This window comes from Mucilaginibacter sp. (assembly GCF_964263795.1).
GTDB lineage: Bacteria > Bacteroidota > Bacteroidia > Sphingobacteriales > Sphingobacteriaceae > Mucilaginibacter.
This window is the reverse complement of record NZ_CAXVWK010000076.1, coordinates 1-23,379: the sequence shown is the minus strand read 5'-3', so window position 1 is coordinate 23,379 and position 23,379 is coordinate 1. Positions and strand designations below refer to the sequence as shown.

General features: G+C 44.5%; 22 protein-coding genes. 9 read left to right on the top strand and 13 right to left on the bottom strand.

Annotation, left to right across the window (positions count from 1 at the left end; genetic code table 11):
* Positions 1-4 precede the first annotated feature (4 nt).
* Entirely contained in the window at positions 5-439 is a 435-nt protein-coding gene (locus ACE5CV_RS13000) for an aspartyl protease family protein (protein ID WP_374950610.1), read from the top strand.
* On the opposite strand, the gene ACE5CV_RS12995 is transcribed toward ACE5CV_RS13000, so the two are convergent.
* From ACE5CV_RS12995 to gyrB, 4 genes are all read right to left on the bottom strand, one after another.
* Complete coding sequence (locus tag ACE5CV_RS12995; RefSeq protein WP_374950609.1) at positions 436-1,119, bottom strand: hypothetical protein; 684 nt, start codon at positions 1,117-1,119, stop codon at positions 436-438. The genes ACE5CV_RS13000 and ACE5CV_RS12995 overlap by 4 nt on opposite strands.
* Positions 1,116-1,775, bottom strand: coding sequence for a hypothetical protein (locus ACE5CV_RS12990; protein WP_374950608.1), 660 nt, complete (start codon positions 1,773-1,775; stop codon positions 1,116-1,118). The genes ACE5CV_RS12995 and ACE5CV_RS12990 overlap by 4 nt, the downstream gene beginning before the upstream one ends.
* Positions 1,772-2,110: a PadR family transcriptional regulator gene (locus ACE5CV_RS12985; protein ID WP_374950607.1), complete on the bottom strand. Its 339-nt coding sequence runs from the start codon at positions 2,108-2,110 to the stop codon at positions 1,772-1,774. Before ACE5CV_RS12985 ends, ACE5CV_RS12990 begins: the two co-directional genes overlap by 4 nt.
* A gap of 384 nt (positions 2,111-2,494) precedes the next feature.
* Entirely contained in the window at positions 2,495-4,453 is a 1,959-nt protein-coding gene (gene gyrB, locus ACE5CV_RS12980) for a DNA topoisomerase (ATP-hydrolyzing) subunit B (protein ID WP_374950606.1), read from the bottom strand.
* Positions 4,454-4,694: 241 nt separating this feature from the next.
* On the opposite strand from gyrB, the gene ACE5CV_RS12975 reads away from it, so the two are divergent.
* Both ACE5CV_RS12975 and ACE5CV_RS12970 read left to right on the top strand, forming a co-directional pair.
* Complete coding sequence (locus tag ACE5CV_RS12975; RefSeq protein ID WP_374950605.1) at positions 4,695-5,297, top strand: OmpH family outer membrane protein; 603 nt, start codon at positions 4,695-4,697, stop codon at positions 5,295-5,297.
* Between the two features lie 110 nt (positions 5,298-5,407).
* Entirely contained in the window at positions 5,408-5,878 is a 471-nt protein-coding gene (locus tag ACE5CV_RS12970; protein ID WP_374950604.1) for a nucleoside deaminase, read from the top strand.
* An 11-nt stretch (positions 5,879-5,889) separates the two neighbouring features.
* On the opposite strand, the gene kdsA is transcribed toward ACE5CV_RS12970, so the two are convergent.
* From kdsA to ACE5CV_RS12950, 4 genes are all read right to left on the bottom strand, one after another.
* Complete coding sequence (kdsA, locus tag ACE5CV_RS12965; RefSeq protein ID WP_374950603.1) at positions 5,890-6,669, bottom strand: 3-deoxy-8-phosphooctulonate synthase; 780 nt, start codon at positions 6,667-6,669, stop codon at positions 5,890-5,892.
* Positions 6,656-7,396, bottom strand: a complete 741-nt coding sequence (gene kdsB / locus ACE5CV_RS12960; protein WP_374950602.1) for a 3-deoxy-manno-octulosonate cytidylyltransferase — start codon at positions 7,394-7,396, stop codon at positions 6,656-6,658. Before kdsB ends, kdsA begins: the two co-directional genes overlap by 14 nt.
* 6 nt (positions 7,397-7,402) lie before the next feature.
* Positions 7,403-8,338 (bottom strand): SIS domain-containing protein, encoded by a 936-nt coding sequence (locus tag ACE5CV_RS12955; RefSeq protein ID WP_374950601.1) that lies wholly within the window; start codon positions 8,336-8,338, stop codon positions 7,403-7,405.
* Between the two features lie 280 nt (positions 8,339-8,618).
* A complete protein-coding gene (locus tag ACE5CV_RS12950; RefSeq protein WP_374950600.1) occupies positions 8,619-9,035 on the bottom strand; it encodes an RNA-binding S4 domain-containing protein in 417 nt (138 codons plus the stop codon).
* 79 nt (positions 9,036-9,114) lie between these two features.
* Here ACE5CV_RS12950 and ACE5CV_RS12945 point away from each other — a divergent pair, with 79 nt between their 5' ends.
* The 6 genes from ACE5CV_RS12945 to miaA all read left to right on the top strand — a co-directional run bounded on the left by ACE5CV_RS12945 (position 9,115) and on the right by miaA (position 14,740).
* Positions 9,115-9,930: a 2,3,4,5-tetrahydropyridine-2,6-dicarboxylate N-succinyltransferase gene (locus tag ACE5CV_RS12945; RefSeq protein WP_374950599.1), complete on the top strand. Its 816-nt coding sequence runs from the start codon at positions 9,115-9,117 to the stop codon at positions 9,928-9,930.
* An 89-nt stretch (positions 9,931-10,019) separates the two neighbouring features.
* A complete protein-coding gene (locus tag ACE5CV_RS12940; protein ID WP_374950598.1) occupies positions 10,020-11,009 on the top strand; it encodes a glycosyltransferase family 9 protein in 990 nt (329 codons plus the stop codon).
* The gene (locus ACE5CV_RS12935; RefSeq protein WP_374950597.1) at positions 11,002-11,568 is read left to right on the top strand and encodes an L-threonylcarbamoyladenylate synthase; all 567 of its coding nucleotides are present in this window, start codon (positions 11,002-11,004) and stop codon (positions 11,566-11,568) included. Before ACE5CV_RS12940 ends, ACE5CV_RS12935 begins: the two co-directional genes overlap by 8 nt.
* A gap of 58 nt (positions 11,569-11,626) precedes the next feature.
* Positions 11,627-13,039 (top strand): CCA tRNA nucleotidyltransferase, encoded by a 1,413-nt coding sequence (locus tag ACE5CV_RS12930; RefSeq protein ID WP_374950596.1) that lies wholly within the window; start codon positions 11,627-11,629, stop codon positions 13,037-13,039.
* A gap of 38 nt (positions 13,040-13,077) precedes the next feature.
* Positions 13,078-13,731 carry a hypothetical protein gene (locus ACE5CV_RS12925; RefSeq protein WP_374950595.1) on the top strand — a complete coding sequence of 218 codons (654 nt, stop codon included), beginning with the start codon at positions 13,078-13,080 and terminating at the stop codon, positions 13,729-13,731.
* Between the two features lie 91 nt (positions 13,732-13,822).
* Complete coding sequence (gene miaA / locus ACE5CV_RS12920) at positions 13,823-14,740, top strand: tRNA (adenosine(37)-N6)-dimethylallyltransferase MiaA (protein WP_374950594.1); 918 nt, start codon at positions 13,823-13,825, stop codon at positions 14,738-14,740.
* A gap of 16 nt (positions 14,741-14,756) precedes the next feature.
* Here miaA and rfbA read toward each other — a convergent pair whose 3' ends face one another.
* The 5 genes from rfbA to rpoB form a co-directional block, all read right to left on the bottom strand.
* Positions 14,757-15,620 (bottom strand): glucose-1-phosphate thymidylyltransferase RfbA, encoded by an 864-nt coding sequence (gene rfbA, locus ACE5CV_RS12915; RefSeq protein WP_374950593.1) that lies wholly within the window; start codon positions 15,618-15,620, stop codon positions 14,757-14,759.
* Positions 15,617-16,495 (bottom strand): dTDP-4-dehydrorhamnose reductase, encoded by an 879-nt coding sequence (gene rfbD, locus ACE5CV_RS12910; protein ID WP_374950592.1) that lies wholly within the window; start codon positions 16,493-16,495, stop codon positions 15,617-15,619. Before rfbD ends, rfbA begins: the two co-directional genes overlap by 4 nt.
* A gap of 13 nt (positions 16,496-16,508) precedes the next feature.
* Positions 16,509-16,820: a DUF3467 domain-containing protein gene (locus tag ACE5CV_RS12905; protein ID WP_374950591.1), complete on the bottom strand. Its 312-nt coding sequence runs from the start codon at positions 16,818-16,820 to the stop codon at positions 16,509-16,511.
* Between the two features lie 66 nt (positions 16,821-16,886).
* Complete coding sequence (gene rpoC / locus ACE5CV_RS12900; protein WP_374950590.1) at positions 16,887-21,173, bottom strand: DNA-directed RNA polymerase subunit beta'; 4,287 nt, start codon at positions 21,171-21,173, stop codon at positions 16,887-16,889.
* An 80-nt stretch (positions 21,174-21,253) separates the two neighbouring features.
* Positions 21,254-23,379 (bottom strand): DNA-directed RNA polymerase subunit beta (rpoB, locus tag ACE5CV_RS12895; RefSeq protein WP_374950589.1); only part of this gene is annotated, 2,126 nt, incomplete at its 5' end.

Sequence of the window (23,379 nt, the reverse complement as noted above, 5' to 3'; positions counted from 1 at the left end):
CATCATGCCCAAAGCAAACGCAGTAACAATCCCCCTTGATATTATCGACCTCCACGGCGACGGTTACCACCCGGTGATAGATATTGTGCTGTATAATCAACCTTTTAAACTGGTATTGGATACCGGCGCATCACGAACGGCGTTTGATCATCAACTATTGCAAAAGGCCAATCAATCCGCTACTATCACGGCAAGCGAAAGGTTATCTACCGGCTTAGGTACCAACACCATGATATCAGCTACGGCCGTTTTAGAGAATGTTTGGCTGGGAAACCTCCTGATTCCCGAATTGGAGGTAGCCGTGCTCGATCTGTCGACCATTAACATCGCCTACGCAGATATGGGCCACCCGGAGGTATTAGGCGTTTTAGGCAGCGATATACTCATGCGCTACCATGCTGTAATTGATTATGGTAAGAAGATCATGCTGCTTAATTAAGCCTTCCTTAACATCTGCCGGCACAAACTGATGAAACTGTAATTTAGTACAGTAAAAAACATCAGCACAACCATTAACGCCGGCATTGGCCAATGTGCCATCAATTTAAACCCGTTGTCGCCATCGGCCAGACCTGTAAAAAAGGTAGGCAGATAGATAATGGAATTTAACAGCATGGCAGGCAAATATGTGTGCGATATAACGTGAGCCTTTAAAAGCGACCTTTTCTTTTTGATGGTTTTAACGTTACGGGATGTCAGAGCGTATGAATAAACAAGCGGCGTAAACGCCAATAAAAATATGGCCGATAAAAACACAATGTGCGTGAACCGGTTATTGGGTAACTGATAGGCCAGCGCTGATAAGACGACCGTAATTAGCCATATCCGCCAATCCAAAAGGTTTGACCTAAGCATTTTTGAGGACTTGCTACCCACGTACTTACGGTAGATCTTTTCCTGCTGCAAGGCAAGGCTTTCTATACCGGCATAACCCCAAAAATCTGTGTCAACCACATCCTGGAAAACTATGGCTATTTCCCTGGTATCCCCGCCAGTTCGCTTCAGCTCTATGGCGGTGATAATATGGTCAAGGATTTCGTAATAGATTTCCTGGTACTTGATATCGTAAACCTTCATCCGGTCAGATACCCATTGCATTTCTGATGACGTTAGTATCATTTGGCAGAGGCTGTTTTAAATTCTTCTTTGTAAAGTTTATACAATGAAAGGTTGTAAATCACACCAATCACAAAGAATAGAGTAATGAGGTAGTTATTGTTCACTTGCCATAAGGTATAGTTGGTAATGCTGGTAAACAAAAGCGGTACAAGCAAGACCCGGACGGGTATTCCTGTAAACGTTTCGAACAATTTATCCTTGGCCGATTTACGCGTGGTATCTAAAATATAGCCTGTGTTGTACAACCGTAATAACCATATTACAGAAGGGCAAATAGCGATAAACCCAAATATTAGCATAACAACACCCGGACTAACCTTGGCGTTAACGAAAAAGTAGTAAGCGGCCAATGCGCCAACTACAGTAAACCACAGTCCCGGCGGTGCGAAATAACTTTTCACATAGCCCAGGTATTTGCGGATAGCATCGTTAACTAAGGCTGTTTTGATGCTTTTTTCTACCTTAAGTAAATTTTTAGGATCGCCAAAGTCCACCCGGATAATGTTATTTATCGCTTCCTGAAATGGGATATTATCAGGTTGATGCTCCAGGGCAGTCAGGATATGGTCGTAGATCTCCTCATAAGCTTCACGATAAACCAGTGTTTGGTGCAGGTAATCCTGCAAGGTTTTTATTTGCTGTGCTGTAGGTTTCATTTGGCAGCCGGTTTAAGGTTTAACAGTGTTTGCAGCTGATCTATAAAAGCCTGTGCTTCGTTTAGCTTACTGGTTACTTCCTTGCCCCCCTGTTCGGTAAGTTTGTAATATTTTCTTACCCGGTTCTCAACCACTTGTGTAAACGTTTCTAAAAAACCATCGGCTTCCAATTTATGCAATGCAGGATACAGAGCTCCCTCTGTTAACATGATCTCCCCGTCCGACACCTCTTTTACCTTTTGTGTTATCTCGTAACCATACATCTGGTCGTTATCTTCCAATAACTTTAAGATAATTGTTTGAAGGCTTCCTTTTAATAACGGATTAGTGCTCATGAGTCAAATATATAAATTATTTATATACATAAGAAAATTATGTATATAAATTTAAAAGTAACGGTGATTGATTGGCTTTTGGGGGATGTGTTTTAAAAGTATAGCTAACCAATGGTTCGACACGCTCACCATGACAGCGCGCTGTGTTCATCTTACGCGCTGGGGGTGATCCTGAGCTTGTCGAAGGACATGCGACAGAATTAAACTGACAATGGTTCGAAAGGCTCACCATGACAACGAGCCGGGGGTCATCCTGAGCTTGTCGAAGGACGTGCGAGAGAGTTAAACTGGCCACCTAACAAAAAAGCCCCGCTAAAGCGGGGCTCTGTATCAATGTAAAATCATCTGCATCAGCATCCTGATAACTATCAGGGCTGCGCTTTGCTATGTATCTATACGTGCATATTTAGCGTTCTTTTCAATAAATTCACGGCGCGGGGCAACTTCATCACCCATCAGCATGCTGAAGGTGTGGTCGCACTCGGCAGCATTTTCAATGCTCACTTTCTTTAAGGTACGGTTAGCCGGGTTCATGGTAGTATCCCACAACTGCTCGGCATTCATCTCGCCCAAACCTTTGTAACGCTGTACATGTACGCTATCTTCTTTACCCTGGCCTTTAAGACGCTGTATCGCGGTATCGCGTTGCTCATCGTTCCAGCAGTATTCAAACTCTTTACCTTTTTTTACCTGGTAAAGCGGTGGCGATGCGATATAAACGTAACCGAATTCTACCAGCTCTTTCATATAACGGAAGAAGAAGGTAAGGATCAATGTGGTAATGTGCGAGCCATCCACGTCCGCATCTGTCATGATCACTATTTTATGGTAACGCAGCTTGGTTAAGTTCAAAGCCTTGGCATCCTCTGGTGTACCAATACTTACCCCTAATCCGGTGAACATGTTCTTGATCTCTTCGTTCTCGTAGATCTTATGTTCCATGGCTTTTTCTACGTTCAGGATCTTACCACGCAAAGGCAGTATGGCCTGAAACTCGCGGTTACGGCCTTGCTTGGCGGTACCACCCGCCGAGTCGCCCTCTACCAGGTAAAGTTCGCACAGGCTTGGATCACTGTTGGCACAATCAGACAGTTTACCCGGAAGGCCGGAACCGCTCATGACACTTTTACGCTGCACCATTTCGCGCGCCTTGCGGGCTGCGGCACGGGCAGTGGCAGCAAGTATCACCTTTTGCACGATCATTTTTGCTTCGCGCGGATTCTCTTCCAGGTAGTTACTCAGAATTTCACCGACAGCTACGTTAACCGCACCACTTACCTCGCTGTTACCCAGCTTGGTTTTGGTTTGGCCTTCAAATTGTGGTTCCTGCACCTTTACCGAAATCACAGCCGTTAACCCCTCGCGGAAGTCATCCCCTGTAATTTCGATCTTCATGTTTTTTAGCAATCCCGATTTGTCTGCATAAGATTTTAAAGTACGGGTAAGCCCCATCCTAAAACCTGCTACGTGGGTACCGCCCTCAATCGTATTGATGTTGTTTACATAAGAGTGCACATTTTCGGTGTAAGTATCATTATATTGGAAGGCCAATTCGACAGGGATACCCTGCTTAATGCCTTCCAGGTAAATAGGCTCGGGAATGATTGGTACGCGTGTACCATCCAGGTATTTTACAAACTCTCTTAAGCCACCTTCTGAAAAGAACTCTTCCATCGGGAATGAACCATCCTCATTCGGTTCGCGCTCATCGGTAAGTGTTAAGCGGATTCCTTTGTTCAAAAAAGCCAGCTCGCGTAAACGGGTAGCCAGGGTTTCAAATTTATATTCGGTAGTAAGCGTAAAGATCTCTGCATCCGGCTGAAAAGTTTGGGTAGTACCTGTTTTATCAGATACACCTATTTCCTTAACCGGGAACAGCGGTTTACCGCGCTCGTACTCCTGGGTAAAGATCTTGCCTTCGCGGTGTACAACTGTTTTTACGTGTACAGATAGCGCGTTAACGCAGCTTACACCCACACCGTGCAAACCACCCGATACCTTATAGGTATCTTTATCAAATTTACCACCGGCATGCAGCACAGTCATTACAATTTCCAGTGCTGATTTTTGTTCCTTAGTATTAATACCCGTCGGGATACCCCGGCCATTATCTACAACGGTAATGGAATTACCTTTGTGGATAGTTACATTAATGGTATCGCAGTAACCGGCAAGCGCCTCATCTATCGAGTTATCAACCACCTCATAAACCAGGTGGTGAAGGCCCTTAACGCCGGTATCGCCAATATACATCGAAGGCCTTTTGCGTACGGCTTCTAAACCTTCTAAAACTTGAATATTATCCGCTGAATAATTTGATTTATCCTGATTTTCTTCGCTCATATTATAATTAAACAATAACGTTCTCCAAGCCGGAGTTTTACTATACAAAAATACGATTTTAAAGGCACATATCTACTACATGCCTGTCATAATTCAGGCCCGTAAGTCCTTTACTTGTGTTTATTTATTAACATTCTCTTTCCAATTTTAGCACATTGCCCTGCCGTTAGATTTGCATATCTTAATTAGGAAACTTGTGTTGAAAGATTATCTTTGTCAAAATTTTTTTACGATAAACACAATGAAAATCAGAACTTCAATAGTTGCAAAATCAGTTTTAATACTATCTATTGCGGCCGGTGTTGCAGCCTGCAACCAAAATAAATCAGAAACTAAACCTGCTGCTGCCGCCGTTACCACTACCGAAGTTGCTGGCAAACAAGACGTGGTTTTCTTTAATCAGGATTCTGTGGTTTCTCAGTACGAGTACATCAAAGATATGGACAAGCGCCTTGAAACTAAAGGTAAAGCCGCCCAGAATGATGTTAACGGCAGGGAACAGGCTTTTCAGCGCGAAGTAGGAGAGTACCAAAAATCGGCTGCTACCTTAAGTGCTGATCAACGCACACCTATCGAGCAAAAATTGCAGCGCAAAGCGCAGGAGCTGCAAACTTACAAACAAAATGCAGGTGTGCAGGTTCAAAATGATCAGGTTGCCGAGCAAACCAAACTTTACGAAAAGCTGGTTGATTTTACTAAAGCTTACGCTAAAGAAAAAGGATATAAAATGGTGCTGACCTTTAAAAAAGGCGATCCGACAATGCTTTACGGTGATCCGTCATTAGATATCACTGCTGATGTTGTAAAACGCCTGAACGAAGCTTACGCTAAAGACAAAAAATAATTGCAGATGCGTAGATACGCAGATGTGCAGGTACTAAACCCTGAATTAAAAAATAATATTGAAACCCCGGCCATTGGTTGGGGTTTCTTAATTTATATAGAAGATACGATATGACACACGAACAGTTTATGCAGATGGCCATCGACCTGTCTGAATACAATGTGAAGCAGGGGTTAGGCGGTCCTTTCGGGGCGGTAATTGTAAAGGACGGCATGGTGGTTGCACGCAGTGCCAACAAAGTGGTGCCGAATAACGACCCTACCGCACATGCCGAAGTATCGGCCATTAGGCTGGCCTGCCAGGAACTGGCCACGTTCAATCTGGAGGGTTGTGAGATCTATACCAGCTGTGAGCCTTGCCCAATGTGCCTGGGTGCCATATATTGGGCACGTATCGACAAGATCTACTACGCCAACACCAAAGCCGATGCCGCCTCAATAGGTTTCGATGATCATTTTATATACGATGAACTTGACCTGCCTATGGATAAACGCAAAATGCCTTTTATCCAAATGATGCGGGATGAAGCCTCGTCAGCCTTTAAGCTTTGGCAAACTTCAGAACTGAAGACTGATTATTGACCGACTAAGTATCAACTAATCAGTGATTTGATCAGCTCTTCCAGGTCTTTCAAATAAAGCATATTTGGCCCGTCGCTCAGGGCGTGGTCCGGATCGGGATGGGTTTCAATGAAGTAACCGCTGGCACCAAACGCCCTTGCCGCATGCGACATGTTAGGCACAAATTTACGGTCGCCCCCGGTTTTGCCACCCGCACCGCCCGGGCGCTGTACCGAGTGGGTACAATCCATGCAAACCGGGTAGCCAAATTCTTTCATATCATAAATATTCCTGAAATCTACCACCAGGTTATTGTAGCCAAAGGAGTTGCCGCGCTCGGTAAGGATGATCTGGTCATTACCAGCCTCTTTTACTTTTTGCGCCGGATAAAACATATCCTGGCCCGACAGAAACTGCGCCTTTTTAATATTAACCACTTTACCCGTTTGTGCTGCTGCCACCACCAGGTCTGTTTGGCGGCACAGGAATGCAGGGATCTGCAATATATCTACAACCTCTGCAGCTATCGCCGCCTGGAATGGTTCATGGATATCTGTAGTAACCTCCAGCCCGAATTTTTCCTTCACCTTGTTCAGCATCTCTAAACCCTTTTCAATGCCCGGGCCGCGGTAAGCGCTGATGCTGGTGCGGTTGGCCTTATCAAAAGATGATTTAAAGACCATGGTAACCGGGTACTTCGCTTTTAACTCTGCAACCTTATCGGCCACGGTATATAAAAGCTCCTGGTTTTCCATAACGCATGGGCCAACAATAAAAAACGGTTTTTCGGTAATATCTTTATATAATGCCATTGTCTGCTAATTTTTTGCGGGCGTGTTCCAGGTCCTCGGGGGTATCAATACCCTTTTCAAAACCGGCCACCGCTATCATTTTTATTTTATAGCCATTTTCTAAGGCCCTTAACTGTTCTAATTTTTCTGACCTTTCTAAAAACGAAACAGGCAGCTTTACAAACTCCGGCAAAAAGCTTGCCTTGTAAGCGTAAACGCCCATATGTTTTTTGTAACCTGATGCGTCCTCCAGGATACGGTCTCTTGAATAGGGAATAGCATACCTGGAGAAATATACGGCAAAATCATCCGCATCGGTCACAAGCTTAACCAGGTTAGGGTTATGCAACTCATCAATAGTTTCAACAGGGGCATAAACGCTGCCCATATCGGCGTTGCTTTGCTGCATGGCAGTGATCAGCCTGTCAATGATCGTTGCATCAAAGAACGGCTCATCGCCTTGTACATTGATCACCAAGTCGCATTTTATATTTGACGCCACTTCAGCAATCCGGTCGGTACCGCTGGGGTGGTCTACCCGGGTCATCAACACGTTACCGGTAAATGTTTTGCACAGGTCAAACACCTCCTGATCATCCGCTGCTATCCATATCTCCTGGTGCAATGCAGATTGCAGGCAGGCCTCGTAAACCCTTTGGATAACCGGCTTGCCGCCAAGGTCAAGCAGCACCTTACGTGGCAAACGGGTAGATTGTAGGCGGGCAGGTATAACAATAATGGTTTTCATACCCGCTTAAACCTGATTGAAGATCTGATAGATACCGGTGACTTTATTGCCCGCGTTGCGGATGAGCAATGTGGTTATTTTGCGCTCCATCATCAGCTCCTCGGCTTCATAAACCAATTCGGTTTCATCTACCATTATCGGGTTGTCGTTCATTAATTGTGTAATGGGCAGCGACTGGATGTTGGGATATTTCACCAATCCGCGGCGCAGGTCGCCGTCGGTAATTACCCCTTCTACTTTGCCGGCGGTACCAACAATAACCATCCCTAATTTGCCTTCAGACATGCGGAGCACCAATTGTGTAAACGTTGCTTCCGGCGCTATAAACGGCAAAGCGTCTGTCCGCATCAGGTCCTTTACTTTAACCAACAGCTTCCTTCCAAGCCTGCCACCGGGGTGAAACCGTGCAAAATCAGCAGGGCTAAAGTCACGTAGCGTCATTAGTGCTACAGCCAGGGCATCTCCCATCACTAATGTTGCGGTGGTTGATGAAGTGGGTGCCAGCTCCAGCGGACAAGCCTCCTGCTTCACCTTAACACTTAAACAGTGATCGGAATTTTTAGCAAGTGTTGAATTGGTATTACCGGTAATCGCAATGAATTTATTTTTGTTCCATTTAAGAAATGGGATGATCTTTAGCACTTCTTCGGTTTCGCCCGAGTACGAGATCAGCATTACTATATCATCGGCGGCTATCATACCTAAGTCGCCATGAAATGCCTCTGATGGATGCATAAAAAAGCTCGGTGTGCCTGTGCTGGTAAATGTTGCCGAGATCTTGCGCCCTACATGGCCAGATTTGCCCATGCCACAAACCACCAGCCTGCCTTTGCAGGCCAGTATAGCCTGGGCGGCGGCAGTGAACTGGTCATCAATCATCGCGGCTACATGCTGCAATGATTCTATCTCTATATCAAATACTTTTTGTGCTATACTTTTCATATAAGCTTATGCAGCTTAAGGTATTAAACTGTGTACAATATTACTCATTAAATTTTAGATGTTGTACCGGATTGGCCCTGTACAGCGGTAGTTCACCTAGCCCCTTATGCCTCGGCAAAGCTGTTGGCCGCAGGGCCTGAACTTTGTAATAAAGGTTAACAAAGGTTTACACTTTTTTGAAAAAAACTACTTAAACAACTAATTACCAATAACTTGCAAAAACACTGGGTTAACACTCCTTTTAGGAATATAGATACTTTTAAACGGTCTTAAAAGGGTTTTACTCTTCTTCCACCCCGGGCTTCTGATCAAAAAAGTTGTCTTTCAGGTCATCGGTTTCGCGGCGGTCGCGTTTGGTTGGGCGGCCAGCACCGCGGTCGCGCGTTAAAACCGGTGCATGAAACATCGATTTAAAGGCGGTAGTTTGCTCTACCGGTGTAATATCCTGGTAATAGTCTACCGCTTTTTTGGCGTCTACCCTATTCTCCAGCAAGCCTGCTACCATTATCACCTTGCGGTCCGGCCCTTTAGATAACTGGTAACGCTCTCCTATCTTCACCTCGTGCGATGCCTTTACATTGTTGCCCTCTAACTTAACCCTGCCCGCTTTGCATGCGTCTGATGCCAGCGTACGGGTCTTGAACATGCGTATGGCCCACAAATACTTATCTATCCTTAACTTTTCCTTTTCAGCCATGTTGTATGATGATTCTGACACTATATATCAAACAAATCTCCCTAAAAATCCTTTAATTTGGCAAAATTTATTTCTTCTGATGATGGAGCTTAAAAAAATGATAGAGGATGCATGGGATAATCGCGCCCTGCTTACCGAAAATGATTATATCAACGCTATAAATACGGTTATCGAACGCCTGGATAAAGGCGAAATGCGCGTTGCCGAACTGATCGGCAATCGCTGGCATACCAACGAATGGATAAAAAAGGCAGTTATCCTGTACTTCCCTACCCGCGCTATGGAAGAAATTGAGGTTGGCCCGTTTGTGTTTCATGATAAAATGAAACTAAAAACCGACTATAAAAAAACCGGCGTACGTGTTGTGCCTCATGGTATTGCGCGTTACGGCGCTTACCTGGCAAAAGGCGTTATCATGATGCCATCGTACGTAAACATCGGCGCTTATGTGGATGAAGGTACTATGGTTGATACCTGGGCTACCGTTGGTTCATGCGCGCAAATTGGCAAGCATGTGCACCTGAGTGGTGGTGTAGGTATTGGCGGCGTATTGGAGCCGGTACAATCGGCCCCGGTTATCATCGAAGACAATTGTTTCCTGGGATCGCGCGCTATCGTGGTTGAGGGTGTACATGTAGAGAGTGAGGCTGTTTTAGGCGCCAACGTTGTGTTAACCGCATCAACCAAAATTATTGATGTTACCGGCGAACAGCCTGTTGAATATAAAGGATTTGTGCCGGCACGCTCGGTAGTGATCCCCGGTTCATACACTAAAAAATTCCCTGCCGGCGATTACCAGGTGCCTTGTGCGCTGATCATTGGCAAGCGTAAAGAATCTACCGATAAAAAGACATCATTAAATGATGCTTTAAGGGAAAATAATGTCGCTGTATAACAAGTAGTGAGTGATAAGTTGTGAGTGTTAAGTATATAAACTTTGCAAACAAACCACTCACAACTTAAAACACAAAACTCACAACTGATATGAAAATCCTGATCAGACTGCCTAACTGGCTTGGCGATGTGGTGATGAGCACTGCATTTGTTCATGCGGTTAAGCAGTTGTATCCGGATGCACAGGTAGATGTAATCATTAAAGAAGAACTTGCAGCTATAGCCAGGCTCATTCCCGGCATCAGCAAAGTACACCCATTCTCCAAACAAAAAAATAGCGGCTTAAGCGGCGTTTACCATTTTGGAAAGGCACTTTCCAAACAGCAGTACGATATTTATTTTAACCTGCCGCACTCGCTGTCATCTGCGGTGCTGGCATTTGCCAGCAGGGCAAGGCAACGGGTAGGTTTCCGTAAAGAGGGTGGCTTTTTTTTGATGACCCGCTCCATCAAAAAACCCGTTAACCTGCACCGTACGGATGAGTATCTTTATTTGTTAGAATGCTTTACCGGCAAAACAATAGCCGATAAACAAGTAAAGTTAAACACCGGCCAATACCTCATCTTTACCAACGATACCCTTGTCGTTAACTTTAATTCCGAGGCATCATCACGCCGTATGCCGGTACAAAAAGGGCGGCAGCTTATCCAGGCATTAGCCGCCGCTTTCCCTAATATTACACTGGCCGTAGTGGGTTCTGCCAAAGAAAGCACCTTTATTGACGACATGCTGACGGGCTTAACTTCCAATCCGCGCGTGCAGAATTTGGGCGGTAAAACAGACCTGTTAGGCCTGGCCAAACTAATGGCGGGCAGCAAAGCGGTGCTCAGTACAGACTCTGGCCCGGCACACATGGCCAATAGTTTGGGCGTACCTACCGTAGCGCTTTTTGGGGCCGGCGATGAAAATAACACTGCTCCATACAACAAAAAAGATCTGGCTGTGATCCGTTACGGGCAGCTGGTATGCGAGCCATGTGTACGCAACACTTGCAAATTATACGGCATCCCTAAATGCATGGAAATGCTGGATGAAAAAAGAATAATAAATGCATTAAGTTTGTACCTGAATCATGCTTAAAGACGAAGTTAATAAAGCCCTTAAAGTGCTGCAGGATGGCGGCATCATCCTTTACCCTACCGATACTATTTGGGGCATTGGCTGCGATGCTACCAATACCGAAGCTGTTAAAAAGATCTACGCCTTAAAACAACGGGAAGAAAGCAAAAGCATGATCATTTTAGTTGATGTGGATAACAAACTGCAAAGTTATATTAGCGAGGTGCCTGATATTGCTTACGACCTGATAGAATTTGCCGAGCACCCGCTAACGCTTGTTATGCCAGGCGCCAAAAACATGTCTCCCGCTTTAATTGCAGATGATGGCAGTATTGGAGTGCGGGTAACCAACCACCCTTTTTGCCAGCAGCTTATCCAAAGGCTGCGCAAACCAATTGTTTCAACATCGGCCAACATCAGCGGTCAGCCCTCCCCTGAATATTTCTCGAAGATCAGCCAGGAGATCATCGATGGGGTTGATTATGTTGTAGATATCGATCAGCATAGTAACGAAGTTAAGCGGCCATCAACCATTATGCGGTTAGCCCCAAGCGGTAGTTTCCAATTTATTCGCCGTTGATTTTTAATATCATTAAATTTGCAACGTGCCACATAAGCTGCCGCGCAGCTTTCCTTTTATGAAACAACACCTGCAACATCCGATATTTTCTGTTATTGCCAACCTTGCTGCCGAACAAAATTTACAGGTGTACGCCATTGGCGGTTACGTGAGGGATATTTTTTTAAAACGCCCGTCTAAAGACATCGACATCGTTGTTTTGGGCAACGGAATTGATTTTGCCGAATCGGTTGCAGCCCGGTTAAACGTTAAGGTTTCGGTATTTAAAAATTTTGGCACCGCTATGCTCCGCTACCAGGATGCAGAAGTAGAATTTGTGGGTGCACGTAAAGAAAGCTACCGATCAGATTCGCGCAAGCCTATTGTTGAGAACGGTACGCTGGATGATGACCAGAAACGCCGGGACTTTAATATCAATGCACTGGCCATTGCCCTGCACCCCTCTCAATACGGAGAACTGATCGACCCGTTCAACGGTATCAGCGATCTGGAACATCAATTGATCCGCACCCCGTTAAACCCGGTCGAGACGTTTTCTGACGATCCGCTGCGGATGATGCGGGCTATCCGGTTTGCCACACAGCTTAATTTCAGGATAGATGATGAGGCTATTGAAGCCATTAAAAGTAACCTGCACCGCATTAAAATTGTATCGCAGGAGCGCATTACCGATGAATTGAACAAGATCATCCTATCGCCTGCACCATCTATCGGTTTCAATTATTTGTTTGATACGGGATTGCTGCATATCATCTTCCCGCAAATGGTTGCCCTTTACGGGGTAGAGATTATCAACGGCAAAGGGCATAAAGATAACTTTTACCATACCCTTCAAGTGCTGGATAACATTTGCGAAGCTACAGACGATCTGTGGTTGCGATGGGCAGCCATATTGCATGACATTGCCAAACCACCCACCAAACGTTTTGAGCCCGGCCACGGGTGGACGTTTCACGGTCACGAAGATAAGGGCGCCCGCATGGTGCCCAAGATCTTCGCGCAGCTTAAACTACCGTTGAACGAAAAGATGAAGCTGGTACAAAAATTAGTGCAGCTGCATTTGAGGCCGATTGTGTTATCACAATCTATCGTAACCGATTCGGCGGTGCGCAGATTATTGTTTGAGGCCGGCGACGATATTGAAGGGCTGATGCTGTTGTGTAAAGCGGACATCACTACTAAAAACGAATATAAGGTAAAAAAATACCGCCAAAACTTTGAGCTGGTGCAGCAAAAGTTAAAGGATGTGGAAGAGCGCGATAGCATCCGTAACTGGCAGCCACCAATTACCGGCCTGGATATTATGAAGCTTTTTGGCATTGGCGAAGGGCGCGAGGTGGGAATAATAAAGAACAAGATCCGCGAAGCTATCCTTGAAGGCGAGATACCTAATGACCGCGACGCTGCAATTGCCTACACAATTGCAACAGGCCACGAAATTGGCTTGAAAGTTGTTGCAACCTCAAATTAAATTATCATTACTATTTTTGACAAAAAACTACTAAAATAATGGCACTATACAGGTTCAGGGTTACTTTTGAAGATTACGATGATGTATCAAGAGACATCGATGTAAAATCAAACCAAACATTTGAAGATCTTCATAAGGCAATTCATCAATCTACCGGATACAATCCTGAATTTTCGTCCTCTTTTTATATCAGTAATGACCAGTGGATGAAGGGAGAAGAGATCACTTACCTGCCTAATCAAAAACGCATCGACAGGAAAATCCCATTAATGGAAAAAATAAAGCTGAGCAGTTTTATTGATGATCCGCACCAGAAGTTTTACTACACTTTTAACTTCGACAGGCCTTTTGATTTCCATGTGGAACTGATGAAGATCATTTTGGATGAAACCCCGGGCACTACTTATCCGGCAGTTGTACGGTCTGTTGGTGAGGCGCCTAAGCAATTCGGAAACGTATTTAACCCCGAGGCTGCCGCGGCCGCCGACCCCGGAGAGGAAGAATTTGACTTTTTGCATGAATTAGCGTACAACCCTGAAGATGCCGAAGATTTTACTGAAGTGACCGATACCGGCGTTGATGATGTGGAAGAAAAGAAAGTTGAAGAAGAGGGAGAAGAAGATGAATTTGGCTTTGGTGAAGATGAAGAGTTTGAAGACGAAGACAAACCCGGCCGTCACGACGATTATTAATCCTTTTTAAGTATCGAATGATGAATTTTGGTATCAGAAACATCAAAATTCATCATTCGTAATTCAGTGTTCATTATTTTTACCCCTTGTTATGAGCACTTCGCCACCTACCCTTATTGTACTTGCCGGCCCAACCGCTTCTGGTAAAACCGCTGCGGCCATCCAACTGGCTAACCATTTTAATACGGTGGTTGTATCGGCCGACTCCAGGCAGTTTTACCGGGAAATGTCCATTGGTACGGCTAAACCCAGCCTTGCCGAACAAGCTGCCGCCCCGCATTATTTTATCGATTCGCATTCTATAACAGAACCCTTTTCTGTAGGCGGCTTTGAAAAGCAGTGCCTGCAGTTGTTAGCAGACCTGTTTAAGGCACACAATGTGGTGGTATTAGCCGGAGGGTCGGGCCTGTTCATCAAGGCAATTACGGACGGTTTCGACGATCTGCCGGCGGCCGACATGGCTACACGTGATAAACTGAATGACGAACTTGCCCAAAATGGCATAAATGTGTTGCAGGAGCGATTAAGATCTGCAGACCCTACCTATTACAACGAGGTAGACCTAAACAACCCACAACGCATTATAAGGGCGCTGGAGGTTTACGAAACTACAGGCAAGCCGTTCTCGTCCTATCGCTTGGCAACTGCCAACAGCAGGCCTTTTAACATCATCAGGTTGGGGCTGGATATGGACAGGGCAACGTTGTACAACCGGATAAACCGCAGAGTTGATTTAATGGTTGAAGAAGGATTAATTGCCGAAGTAAAAACACTGCTGCCCTATCGCCACCTTAATGCTTTAAACACCGTAGGCTACAGCGAAGTATTTGATTACTTTGACGGTAAGACCGACTTGCCAACAGCAATAGCAGCCATTAAGCAGAATACGCGCCGCTTTGCCAAACGGCAGCTAACCTGGTTCCGTAAGGATAAAGAAATGATATGGCTGGATGCTGCAGATGACGACCTTATAAAAAAAATGCTGGAGGCCATAGGCAACCAGCATTAAGTTTCAGCAGATCAAACTACTCGTCCAATAACGATTGCAAATACAATCCGTAACCGCTTTTGCGATACTTCTCAACCAATACTTTTAACTGTTCGTCGTTTATAAAGCCCATGTGGTAGGCAACTTCTTCAATGCAGCCTATCTTGCGCGACTGGCGTTTTTCTATCACCCGTACAAATTCGGTAGCATCGCTTAATGAGTCGAAGGTACCGGTATCCAACCAGGCCGTGCCCCTATCCATTACACCAACGTTAAGGTTGCCCTGTTCTAAATAAACTTTGTTTACGTCGGTTATCTCATACTCGCCACGCGGCGACATAGGGATGTTCTTCGCTATTTCAACAACGGTATTATCGTAGAAATACAATCCCGGCACAGCATATTTAGATTTTGGCTCAGTTGGTTTCTCTTCGATAGATAAAGCTTTATAGGCCTCGTCAAATTCTACTACACCATAACGCTCAGGATCGGCGACCGGGTAAGCAAATATGGCAGCACCGTCAATATCATTAAAGCTTTGTATCAGCTTACTAAAGCCCGAACCGTAGAAAATATTATCACCTAACACCAACGCAACCTTATCATCACCGATGAATTTTTCGCCGATAACAAATGCCTGGGCAAGGCCGTTGGGCACTTCCTGTATCGCATATTCAAACTTACAACCCAGTTCTGCACCGTCGCCCAAAAGGCGTACAAAGCCGGGGTTATCTTCTTTGGTCGTTATAATTAACACCTCTTTTATACCCGCCAGCATCAGTACCGATAACGGGTAGTAGATCATCGGCTTATCGTAGATAGGCATTAATTGTTTGCTTATTGCCTTGGTGATAGGGTAAAGCCTTGTGCCCGAGCCACCTGCTAGTATGATACCTTTCATGTACGAGTATTAATGTTAGTTTTTTGTAACCTGTTAATGCATACCGCCAGGCTGTCCCGCCAGTAAGGTATGTCTATACCGAATGTCGTTTTGATTTTGGCCTTATCCATTACCGAATATGCAGGGCGTACAGCGCGCGTAGGATACTCGCTGGTCGCTATTGGCAACACCTTTACATCGGTATCAGATAGCTGGACAATAGCCTTGGTAAAATCGTACCAGGATGCAACGCCCTCATTGCTGTAATGATATACACCATATGCTGTGCTATCTGCGTTAACAACTGTCAGGATCGCCTGCGCAAGATCCATCGCATAAGTTGGCGTACCTACTTGGTCGGCAATTATCTTAAGCAAATCGCGCTCGGCACCCAGTTTAAGCATGGTCTTAACAAAGTTATTACCAAATTCCGAATACAACCAGGCTGTGCGCAATACAAAATATTTGTCTGTCAATCCTGGTATAACCAGCTCTCCGTCCAGTTTGGTTTGCCCGTAAACGCTGATAGGTTCGGTTGCATCCTCTTCTGTTAAGGGGGAAGCTTTATCGCCTTTAAAAACAAAATCGGTAGATACCTGCACCAGTGTAGTGTTATGTTCACTGCACAAGCGGGCGATATTTTCCACTCCTGTTTTGTTAACGCTAAGGGCAGCATCCACATCATCCTCCGCTTTATCTACAGCTGTATAGGCTGCACAATTGACCACATGGGTTGGCAGATATTTAGCAAAAACCTTTTTCAGTGCCCCGGTATCTAAAATATTAGCCTCATTTTCTTCCGGGAATATTAAATAGTCCAGGTTTTCATCTGCGGCTATCTTTTTAAAACATTGCCCTAACTGGCCCGATGCCCCGAATATGATAACTTTTTTCATGGATGTTGTATAATTAGGCCTGCCCCATTGTGCCGCCGAAGTTCATTGGGAAACCGGTAGGATCATTGGGTATTTTAACGCCGCCATTAGCCGTTTCGAATTTTTCGATATTATCTTCCAATGCCGATAAAAGTCTTTTAGCATGCTCAGGGGTAAGTATTATCCTCGATTTTACTTTAGCCTTAGGTACGCCGGGCATCACCCTGATAAAGTCTAACACAAATTCCGAGCTGGAGTGCGTGATGATGGCAAGATTTGCGTACACCCCTTCTGCAACTTCTTCAGAAAGCTCAATGTTTAGCTGGTTTTCGTTTTGTTCTTCCATGGTACTAAAATAGCAAAGCCTGCTATTTTCATAACAGGCTTTGCAAAAGTATTTAAAAATATCTGATTAAGCTTCTACTTCTTCAGATTTTGAAGCCATCAGGCGATCAAACTCTTCCTGAGAACCTACACGGATATTTTCGTATTCGCGTAAACCGGTTCCTGACGGAATTAAGTGACCCACAATAACATTCTCTTTCAAACCAAGCATCAGATCTTTCTTACCTGCTATGGCTGCTTCATTCAGTACTTTGGTAGTTTCCTGGAATGATGCTGCTGAAATGAACGATTTGGTACCTAATGATGCCCTGGTTATACCTTGTAACATCGGGCTTGAAGTTGCAGCAATTGCATCCCTCACCTCAACCAGTTTTAAATCTTTACGTTTTAAAACTGAATTTTCGTCCCTTAGTTTACGTAATGAAATGATCTGGCCGGCTTTTAATGTTGATGAGTCACCTGGCTCAACAACTACCTTTTTATCAAACATTTCGTCGTTCTCGGTCATAAAGTCCCAGCTATCCACAGCTTCCCTTTCCAGGAAACGGGTATCGCCGGCATCTTCAATGGCAACCTTTTGCATCATCTGGTGAACAATCACCTCAAAGTGCTTATCGTTTATCTTCACACCCTGTAAGCGGTAAACTTCCTGGATACCGTTAACAAGATATTCCTGTACAGCAGCAGGGCCTTTAATTGCAAGGATATCTGCAGGAGAGATAGAACCATCAGACAATGGCATACCTGCTTTAACAAAGTCGTTATCCTGTACAAGGATGTGCTTAGACAATGGTACCAGGTATTTTTTCACCTGTCCGTCTTTACTTTCGATAGTAATCTCACGATTACCACGTTTAACACCACCCAAGGTTACCACACCATCAATTTCGGTTACTACGGCCGGGTTAGATGGGTTACGTGCTTCAAACAACTCGGTTACACGTGGTAAACCACCTGTAATATCCCGCGTTTTACCGGTAGAACGTGGAATTTTAGCAATAACCTGTCCGGTTTGTAATTTCTCTCCTTCTTCAACAGAAATGTGAGCACCTACCGGGATATTATATCCTTTAATTACGTTGCCTTTGTTATCAGTTATCTGGATAACCGGGTTTTTAGTTTTGTCCCTGGTATCAATAATAACTTTTTCGCGGTGACCTGTTTGCTCATCAGATTCTTCACGGAATGTAATACCTTCCAATACCGCTTCAAATTGCGTTGCACCGGCAAATTCAGATATAATAACCGCGTTGTACGGATCCCATGAACAGATACGGTCGCCTTTTGATATAGTAGCACCATCCTTAACATACAGGTATGAACCGTAAGGGATGTTGTTAGTTACAATAACTTTGTTTGTACCTGCCTCGATAATACGGAACTCGCCTGAACGGCCCAATACTACGTCAACAGTTTCTTCATCAGTTTTGTACTCAACGGTACGTACGTTCTCAAATTCAATAACACCATCAAATTTAGCGTTGATCTGTGACTCGGCAGCAATGTTAGATGCTGTACCACCCACGTGGAAGGTACGTAACGTTAACTGTGTACCCGGCTCACCAATTGACTGTGCTGCAATTACACCAACAGCCTCGCCCATTTGCACGCGTTTACCGCTTGCAAGGTTACGGCCATAACATAAAGCACACACACCGCGTTTGCTTTCGCATGTTAATACAGAACGTATCTCAACACCCTCTAAAGGTGAGTTTTCAACTTTCTTTGCAATTTCTTCAGTGATGTCTTCACCTGCATTAATCAACAATTCGTTGGTGATAGGATCGTGCACATCATGAAGTGTTGTACGGCCCAAAATACGATCGTATAACGGCTCAACAATATCCTCATTATCTTTTAATGCTGTTGTGTAGATACCTCTTAAAGTACCGCAATCAACCTCACCTACAATCATATCCTGCGCAACGTCATGTAAACGACGGGTTAAATAACCCGCATCCGCCGTTTTCAACGCCGTATCCGCCAAACCTTTACGCGCACCGTGGGTAGATATAAAGTACTCCAGTACCGACAAACCTTCTTTAAAGTTTGAAAGGATCGGGTTTTCAATGATCTCGCCACCTGAGCCTGATTTTTGAGGCTTAGCCATCAAACCACGCATACCTGCAAGCTGACGAATTTGCTCTTTAGAACCACGTGCACCCGAGTCAAGCATCATATAAACAGAGTTAAAGCCCTGGTTATCGTTGCTCAAGATGTTCATCACGTTAGCTGTTAAGCGGTTGTTGATACGTGTCCAAATATCGATGATCTGGTTATAACGCTCGTTGTTGGTGATGAAACCCATGTTATAGTTGTTCATCACATCCTCAACCTCTTTTGATGCCTGGGCTATCAAAGTAACCTTTTCTTCAGGGATGTTAATATCCTTCAGGTTAAATGATAAACCACCCTGGAATGCCATCTTAAAGCCTAATTCCTTAATATCATCAAGGAATTGCGCGGCACGAGCCATACCAGTGTTCTTAACAACCTCGCCGATGATATCACGCAGTGATTTCTTGGTCAGCAGTTCGTTAATGTAACCAACTTCTTCCGGCACGTGCTGGTTAAATAACACGCGGCCTACAGTAGTTTCAATTATCTTGGTTACGATGTTACCATCGCGCTCTTTGATTTTTCCTTTAACCTTTATAAAGGCATGCAGGTCAATCTTCTTCTCGTTGTAAGCGATAATCACCTCTTCGGCAGAGTAGAAGGTTAAATCCTGTCCTTTTACCACACGGGTCTCATCAGTTTTACGGCCTTTGGTTATGTAGTACAAACCAAGCACCATGTCTTGAGACGGTACAGTAATAGGGGTACCGTTAGCCGGGTTAAGAATGTTGTGCGATGCAAGCATCAATACCTGGGCTTCCAAAATTGCTGCGTTACCAAGTGGTACGTGCACAGCCATCTGGTCACCGTCAAAATCCGCGTTGAAGGCGGTACAGGTTAACGGGTGCAATTGTATCGCTTTACCTTCTACCAGTTTAGGCTGGAAGGATTGGATACCCAACCTGTGCAGCGTAGGTGCACGGTTTAATAATACCGGGTGTCCTTTTAATACATTCTCTAAAATATCCCAAACCAATGGGTCTTTACGGTCAACTATCTTCTTGGCAGATTTTACTGTTTTAACCACACCACGCTCAATCATCTTACGGATGATAAATGGTTTGAATAATTCAGCAGCCATATCTTTTGGTAAACCGCATTCGTGTAGCTTTAAGTTAGGGCCTACAACAATTACAGAACGTGCCGAGTAATCTACACGTTTACCTAATAAGTTCTGGCGGAAACGGCCTTGTTTACCTTTCAGGATATCTGAAAGTGATTTCAATGCACGGTTACCTTCCGTTTTTACCGCGTTAACTTTACGTGAGTTGTAAAATAACGAGTCTACAGCTTCCTGTAACATACGTTTTTCGTTACGTAAAATAACTTCCGGTGCTTTTATCTCTATCAAACGTTTTAAACGGTTGTTACGGATAATTACACGGCGGTATAAGTCGTTCAAATCTGAAGTAGCGAAACGGCCACCTTCCAGTGGTACTAACGGGCGCAGTTCAGGAGGTATAACCGGAACGATCTTAACGATCATCCATGACGGGTTATTCTCGATACGTGTAGCCGCACCACGGAAAGCCTCAACAACCTGTAAGCGTTTTAACGCTTCATTCTTACGTTGCTGTGAAGTTTCGTTAGCTGCCTGGTGGCGTAAATTGTATGAAAGCTCATCTAAATCAATGCGTTTCAATAACTCTTCAAGTGCTTCAGCACCCATTTTAGCCACAAATTTCTGCGGATCTTTGTCATCCAGGTATTGGTTTTCTTTTGGTAAAGTATCCAATATATCCAGGTATTCTTCTTCTGTAAGGAAATCCATTTTCGAGATCCCGTCACCTTCTTTAATACCCGGCTGTATAACTACATATCTTTCATAATAAATGATCAGGTCAAGCCTTTTGGTTGGTAAGCCCAGCAGGTAACCAATTTTATTTGGCAACGAGCGGAAGTACCAGATATGCGCAACAGGCACCACCAAGTTGATGTGACCCATACGCTCGCGGCGAACCTTTTTCTCAGTTACTTCAACACCACAACGGTCACACACGATACCCTTGTAACGGATACGTTTGTATTTACCGCAATGGCATTCGTAATCTTTTACCGGGCCAAAAATACGCTCACAAAACAAACCATCACGCTCAGGCTTGTAAGTACGGTAGTTAATGGTCTCAGGTTTTAAAACCTCACCGCTCGAACGCTCCAGGATAGATTCCGGAGAAGCTAAACTGATGGTAATGGTGGTGAAATTACTCTTGATTTTATTATCCTTTTTGTAAGACATAGTCTCCTTTGTTTTTTGAGTTGAATGTTAAAAGCCGAAAGTTGAAAGTGACTTTGCACCTTCAACTTTAAACTTTATACTTATTCTAATGTGATATCCAAACCTAAGCCTCTTAATTCATGAACCAATACGTTGAATGATTCCGGAACAGATGGCGTTGGCAGGTTTTCACCCTTAACAATAGCCTCATAGGTTTTAGCACGGCCGATAACATCATCCGATTTAACGGTTAATATTTCCTGCAGGATGTTCGATGCACCAAATGCTTCCAATGCCCAAACCTCCATCTCACCAAAACGCTGACCACCAAACTGTGCTTTACCACCCAATGGCTGTTGTGTGATAAGAGAGTACGGCCCGATAGAACGTGCGTGCATCTTATCATCAACCATGTGGCCCAGTTTAAGCATGTAGATAATACCTACAGTTGTTTGCTGATCGAAACGATCGCCTGTTAAACCGTTGTACAGGTAGGTACGGCCCGATTCTGGTAAGCCTGCTTTGGTAATCCACTCCTCAACTTCGGTATGGTTTGCACCATCAAATATCGGGGTAGCGAATTTAACTCCAAGCTCTTTACCGGCCCAGCCCAATACGGTTTCATAGATTTGGCCAAGGTTCATACGTGAAGGTACACCCAGCGGGTTCAACACAATATCAACCGGCGTACCGTCTTCTAAGAAAGGCATATCCTCGTCACGTACAATACGTGCAACAATACCTTTATTACCGTGGCGGCCCGCCATTTTATCACCCACTTTAAGCTTACGCTTTTTAGCGATGTAAACTTTAGCCATTTGTACGATACCTGATGGCAGCTCATCACCTACGCTGATCGCAAATTTATCGCGACGGTAAGCACCCAATTCCTCATTAACTTTAATGTTGTAGTTATGAAGCAAAGTTTTGATCTGATCGTTCTTATCGTCGTCAGTTGTCCACTTGGTTGGGTTGATGTTTTCGTAGTTAAGCTCAGTCAGGATCTTCTGAGTGAATTTAACGCCTTTAGCTACATAAAGCTCTTTGTAAACGTTGTAAACACCTTGTGATGTTTTACCGTTAACAATCTCAAATAACTTTTCGATCAAAGTATTTTTAAGATCTTTTACTGCCTTATCATGCTTAACATCAAGTTTCTCTATTTGTGCTTTCTCTTCGGCCTTGGTAGTCTTTTTAGCACGTGAGAACAATTTTGTATCGATAACCACACCAGCGATTGAAGGCGGCGTTTTTAACGATGCATCTTTAACATCACCTGCTTTATCACCAAATATGGCGCGTAACAGTTTTTCTTCCGGTGAAGGGTCTGATTCACCCTTTGGAGTGATCTTACCGATCAGGATATCGCCTTCTTTAACCTCGGCACCAACACGGATGATACCGTCTTCGTCAAGGTCTTTGGTAGCTTCTTCTGATACGTTAGGGATATCCGGTGTCAATTCCTCTTCGCCACGTTTTGTATCACGTACTTCAAGCTCAAATTCTTCAACGTGCAATGATGTAAAGATATCCTGAGAAACAACGCGCTCAGATATTACAATCGCATCCTCAAAGTTATAACCCTGCCAAGGCATAAATGCCACTTTAAGGTTACGGCCTAACGCAAGCTCGCCGTTTTGTGTAGCGTAACCTTCGCAAAGTACCTCACCTTTGGTAACCCGCTGGCCCTTCTTAACAATAGGCTTCAGGTTGATGGTAGTGCTTTGGTTGGTCTTTTTAAACTTAGTTAACAGGTAGCTTTTAGTATCGCCGTCGAAAGAGATCAAACGATCCATTTCGTTACGGTCATATTTAATTTTGATCTCGTTAGCATCAACATACTCAACCACACCATCGCCTTCGGCGTTGATAAGGGTACGAGAGTCTTTTGCTACACGGCCTTCCAAACCGGTACCTACAATTGGCGCCTCAGGGCGTAATAACGGTACCGCCTGGCGTTGCATGTTTGAACCCATCAACGCACGGTTAGCATCATCATGCTCCAGGAACGGAATTAATGATGCCGCGATAGAAGTGATCTGGTTTGGAGCGATATCCATCAAGTCAAGTCTTTCCGGCTCGATGATCGGGAAGTCACCCTCAAAACGTGCTTTTACACGAGGAGTGGCAAACTCACCTTTATCATCATACACGGCGTTCGCTTGGCCAATGGTTTTACCATCCTCATCTTCTGCAGATAAGTAGATAACCGGCTCATCAACCTGTA

Coding starts and splice junctions, on each gene's coding strand:
- gyrB (WP_374950606.1), bottom strand. CDS start 4,453: ATGAGCGAAGAAAATCAGGATAAATCAAATTATTCAGCGGATAATATT.
- ACE5CV_RS12995 (WP_374950609.1), bottom strand. CDS start 1,119: ATGATACTAACGTCATCAGAAATGCAATGGGTATCTGACCGGATGAAG.
- ACE5CV_RS12985 (WP_374950607.1), bottom strand. CDS start 2,110: ATGAGCACTAATCCGTTATTAAAAGGAAGCCTTCAAACAATTATCTTA.
- ACE5CV_RS12930 (WP_374950596.1), top strand. CDS start 11,627: ATGAAACAACACCTGCAACATCCGATATTTTCTGTTATTGCCAACCTT.
- ACE5CV_RS12940 (WP_374950598.1), top strand. CDS start 10,020: ATGAAAATCCTGATCAGACTGCCTAACTGGCTTGGCGATGTGGTGATG.
- kdsA (WP_374950603.1), bottom strand. CDS start 6,669: ATGGCATTATATAAAGATATTACCGAAAAACCGTTTTTTATTGTTGGC.
- ACE5CV_RS12945 (WP_374950599.1), top strand. CDS start 9,115: ATGATGGAGCTTAAAAAAATGATAGAGGATGCATGGGATAATCGCGCC.
- rpoC (WP_374950590.1), bottom strand. CDS start 21,173: ATGTCTTACAAAAAGGATAATAAAATCAAGAGTAATTTCACCACCATT.
- ACE5CV_RS12970 (WP_374950604.1), top strand. CDS start 5,408: ATGACACACGAACAGTTTATGCAGATGGCCATCGACCTGTCTGAATAC.
- rfbD (WP_374950592.1), bottom strand. CDS start 16,495: ATGAAAAAAGTTATCATATTCGGGGCATCGGGCCAGTTAGGGCAATGT.
- ACE5CV_RS12905 (WP_374950591.1), bottom strand. CDS start 16,820: ATGGAAGAACAAAACGAAAACCAGCTAAACATTGAGCTTTCTGAAGAA.
- ACE5CV_RS12975 (WP_374950605.1), top strand. CDS start 4,695: ATGAAAATCAGAACTTCAATAGTTGCAAAATCAGTTTTAATACTATCT.
- ACE5CV_RS12990 (WP_374950608.1), bottom strand. CDS start 1,775: ATGAAACCTACAGCACAGCAAATAAAAACCTTGCAGGATTACCTGCAC.
- kdsB (WP_374950602.1), bottom strand. CDS start 7,396: ATGAAAACCATTATTGTTATACCTGCCCGCCTACAATCTACCCGTTTG.
- rfbA (WP_374950593.1), bottom strand. CDS start 15,620: ATGAAAGGTATCATACTAGCAGGTGGCTCGGGCACAAGGCTTTACCCT.
- ACE5CV_RS12950 (WP_374950600.1), bottom strand. CDS start 9,035: ATGGCTGAAAAGGAAAAGTTAAGGATAGATAAGTATTTGTGGGCCATA.
- ACE5CV_RS12925 (WP_374950595.1), top strand. CDS start 13,078: ATGGCACTATACAGGTTCAGGGTTACTTTTGAAGATTACGATGATGTA.
- ACE5CV_RS12935 (WP_374950597.1), top strand. CDS start 11,002: ATGCTTAAAGACGAAGTTAATAAAGCCCTTAAAGTGCTGCAGGATGGC.
- miaA (WP_374950594.1), top strand. CDS start 13,823: ATGAGCACTTCGCCACCTACCCTTATTGTACTTGCCGGCCCAACCGCT.
- ACE5CV_RS13000 (WP_374950610.1), top strand. CDS start 5: ATGCCCAAAGCAAACGCAGTAACAATCCCCCTTGATATTATCGACCTC.
- ACE5CV_RS12955 (WP_374950601.1), bottom strand. CDS start 8,338: ATGAAAAGTATAGCACAAAAAGTATTTGATATAGAGATAGAATCATTG.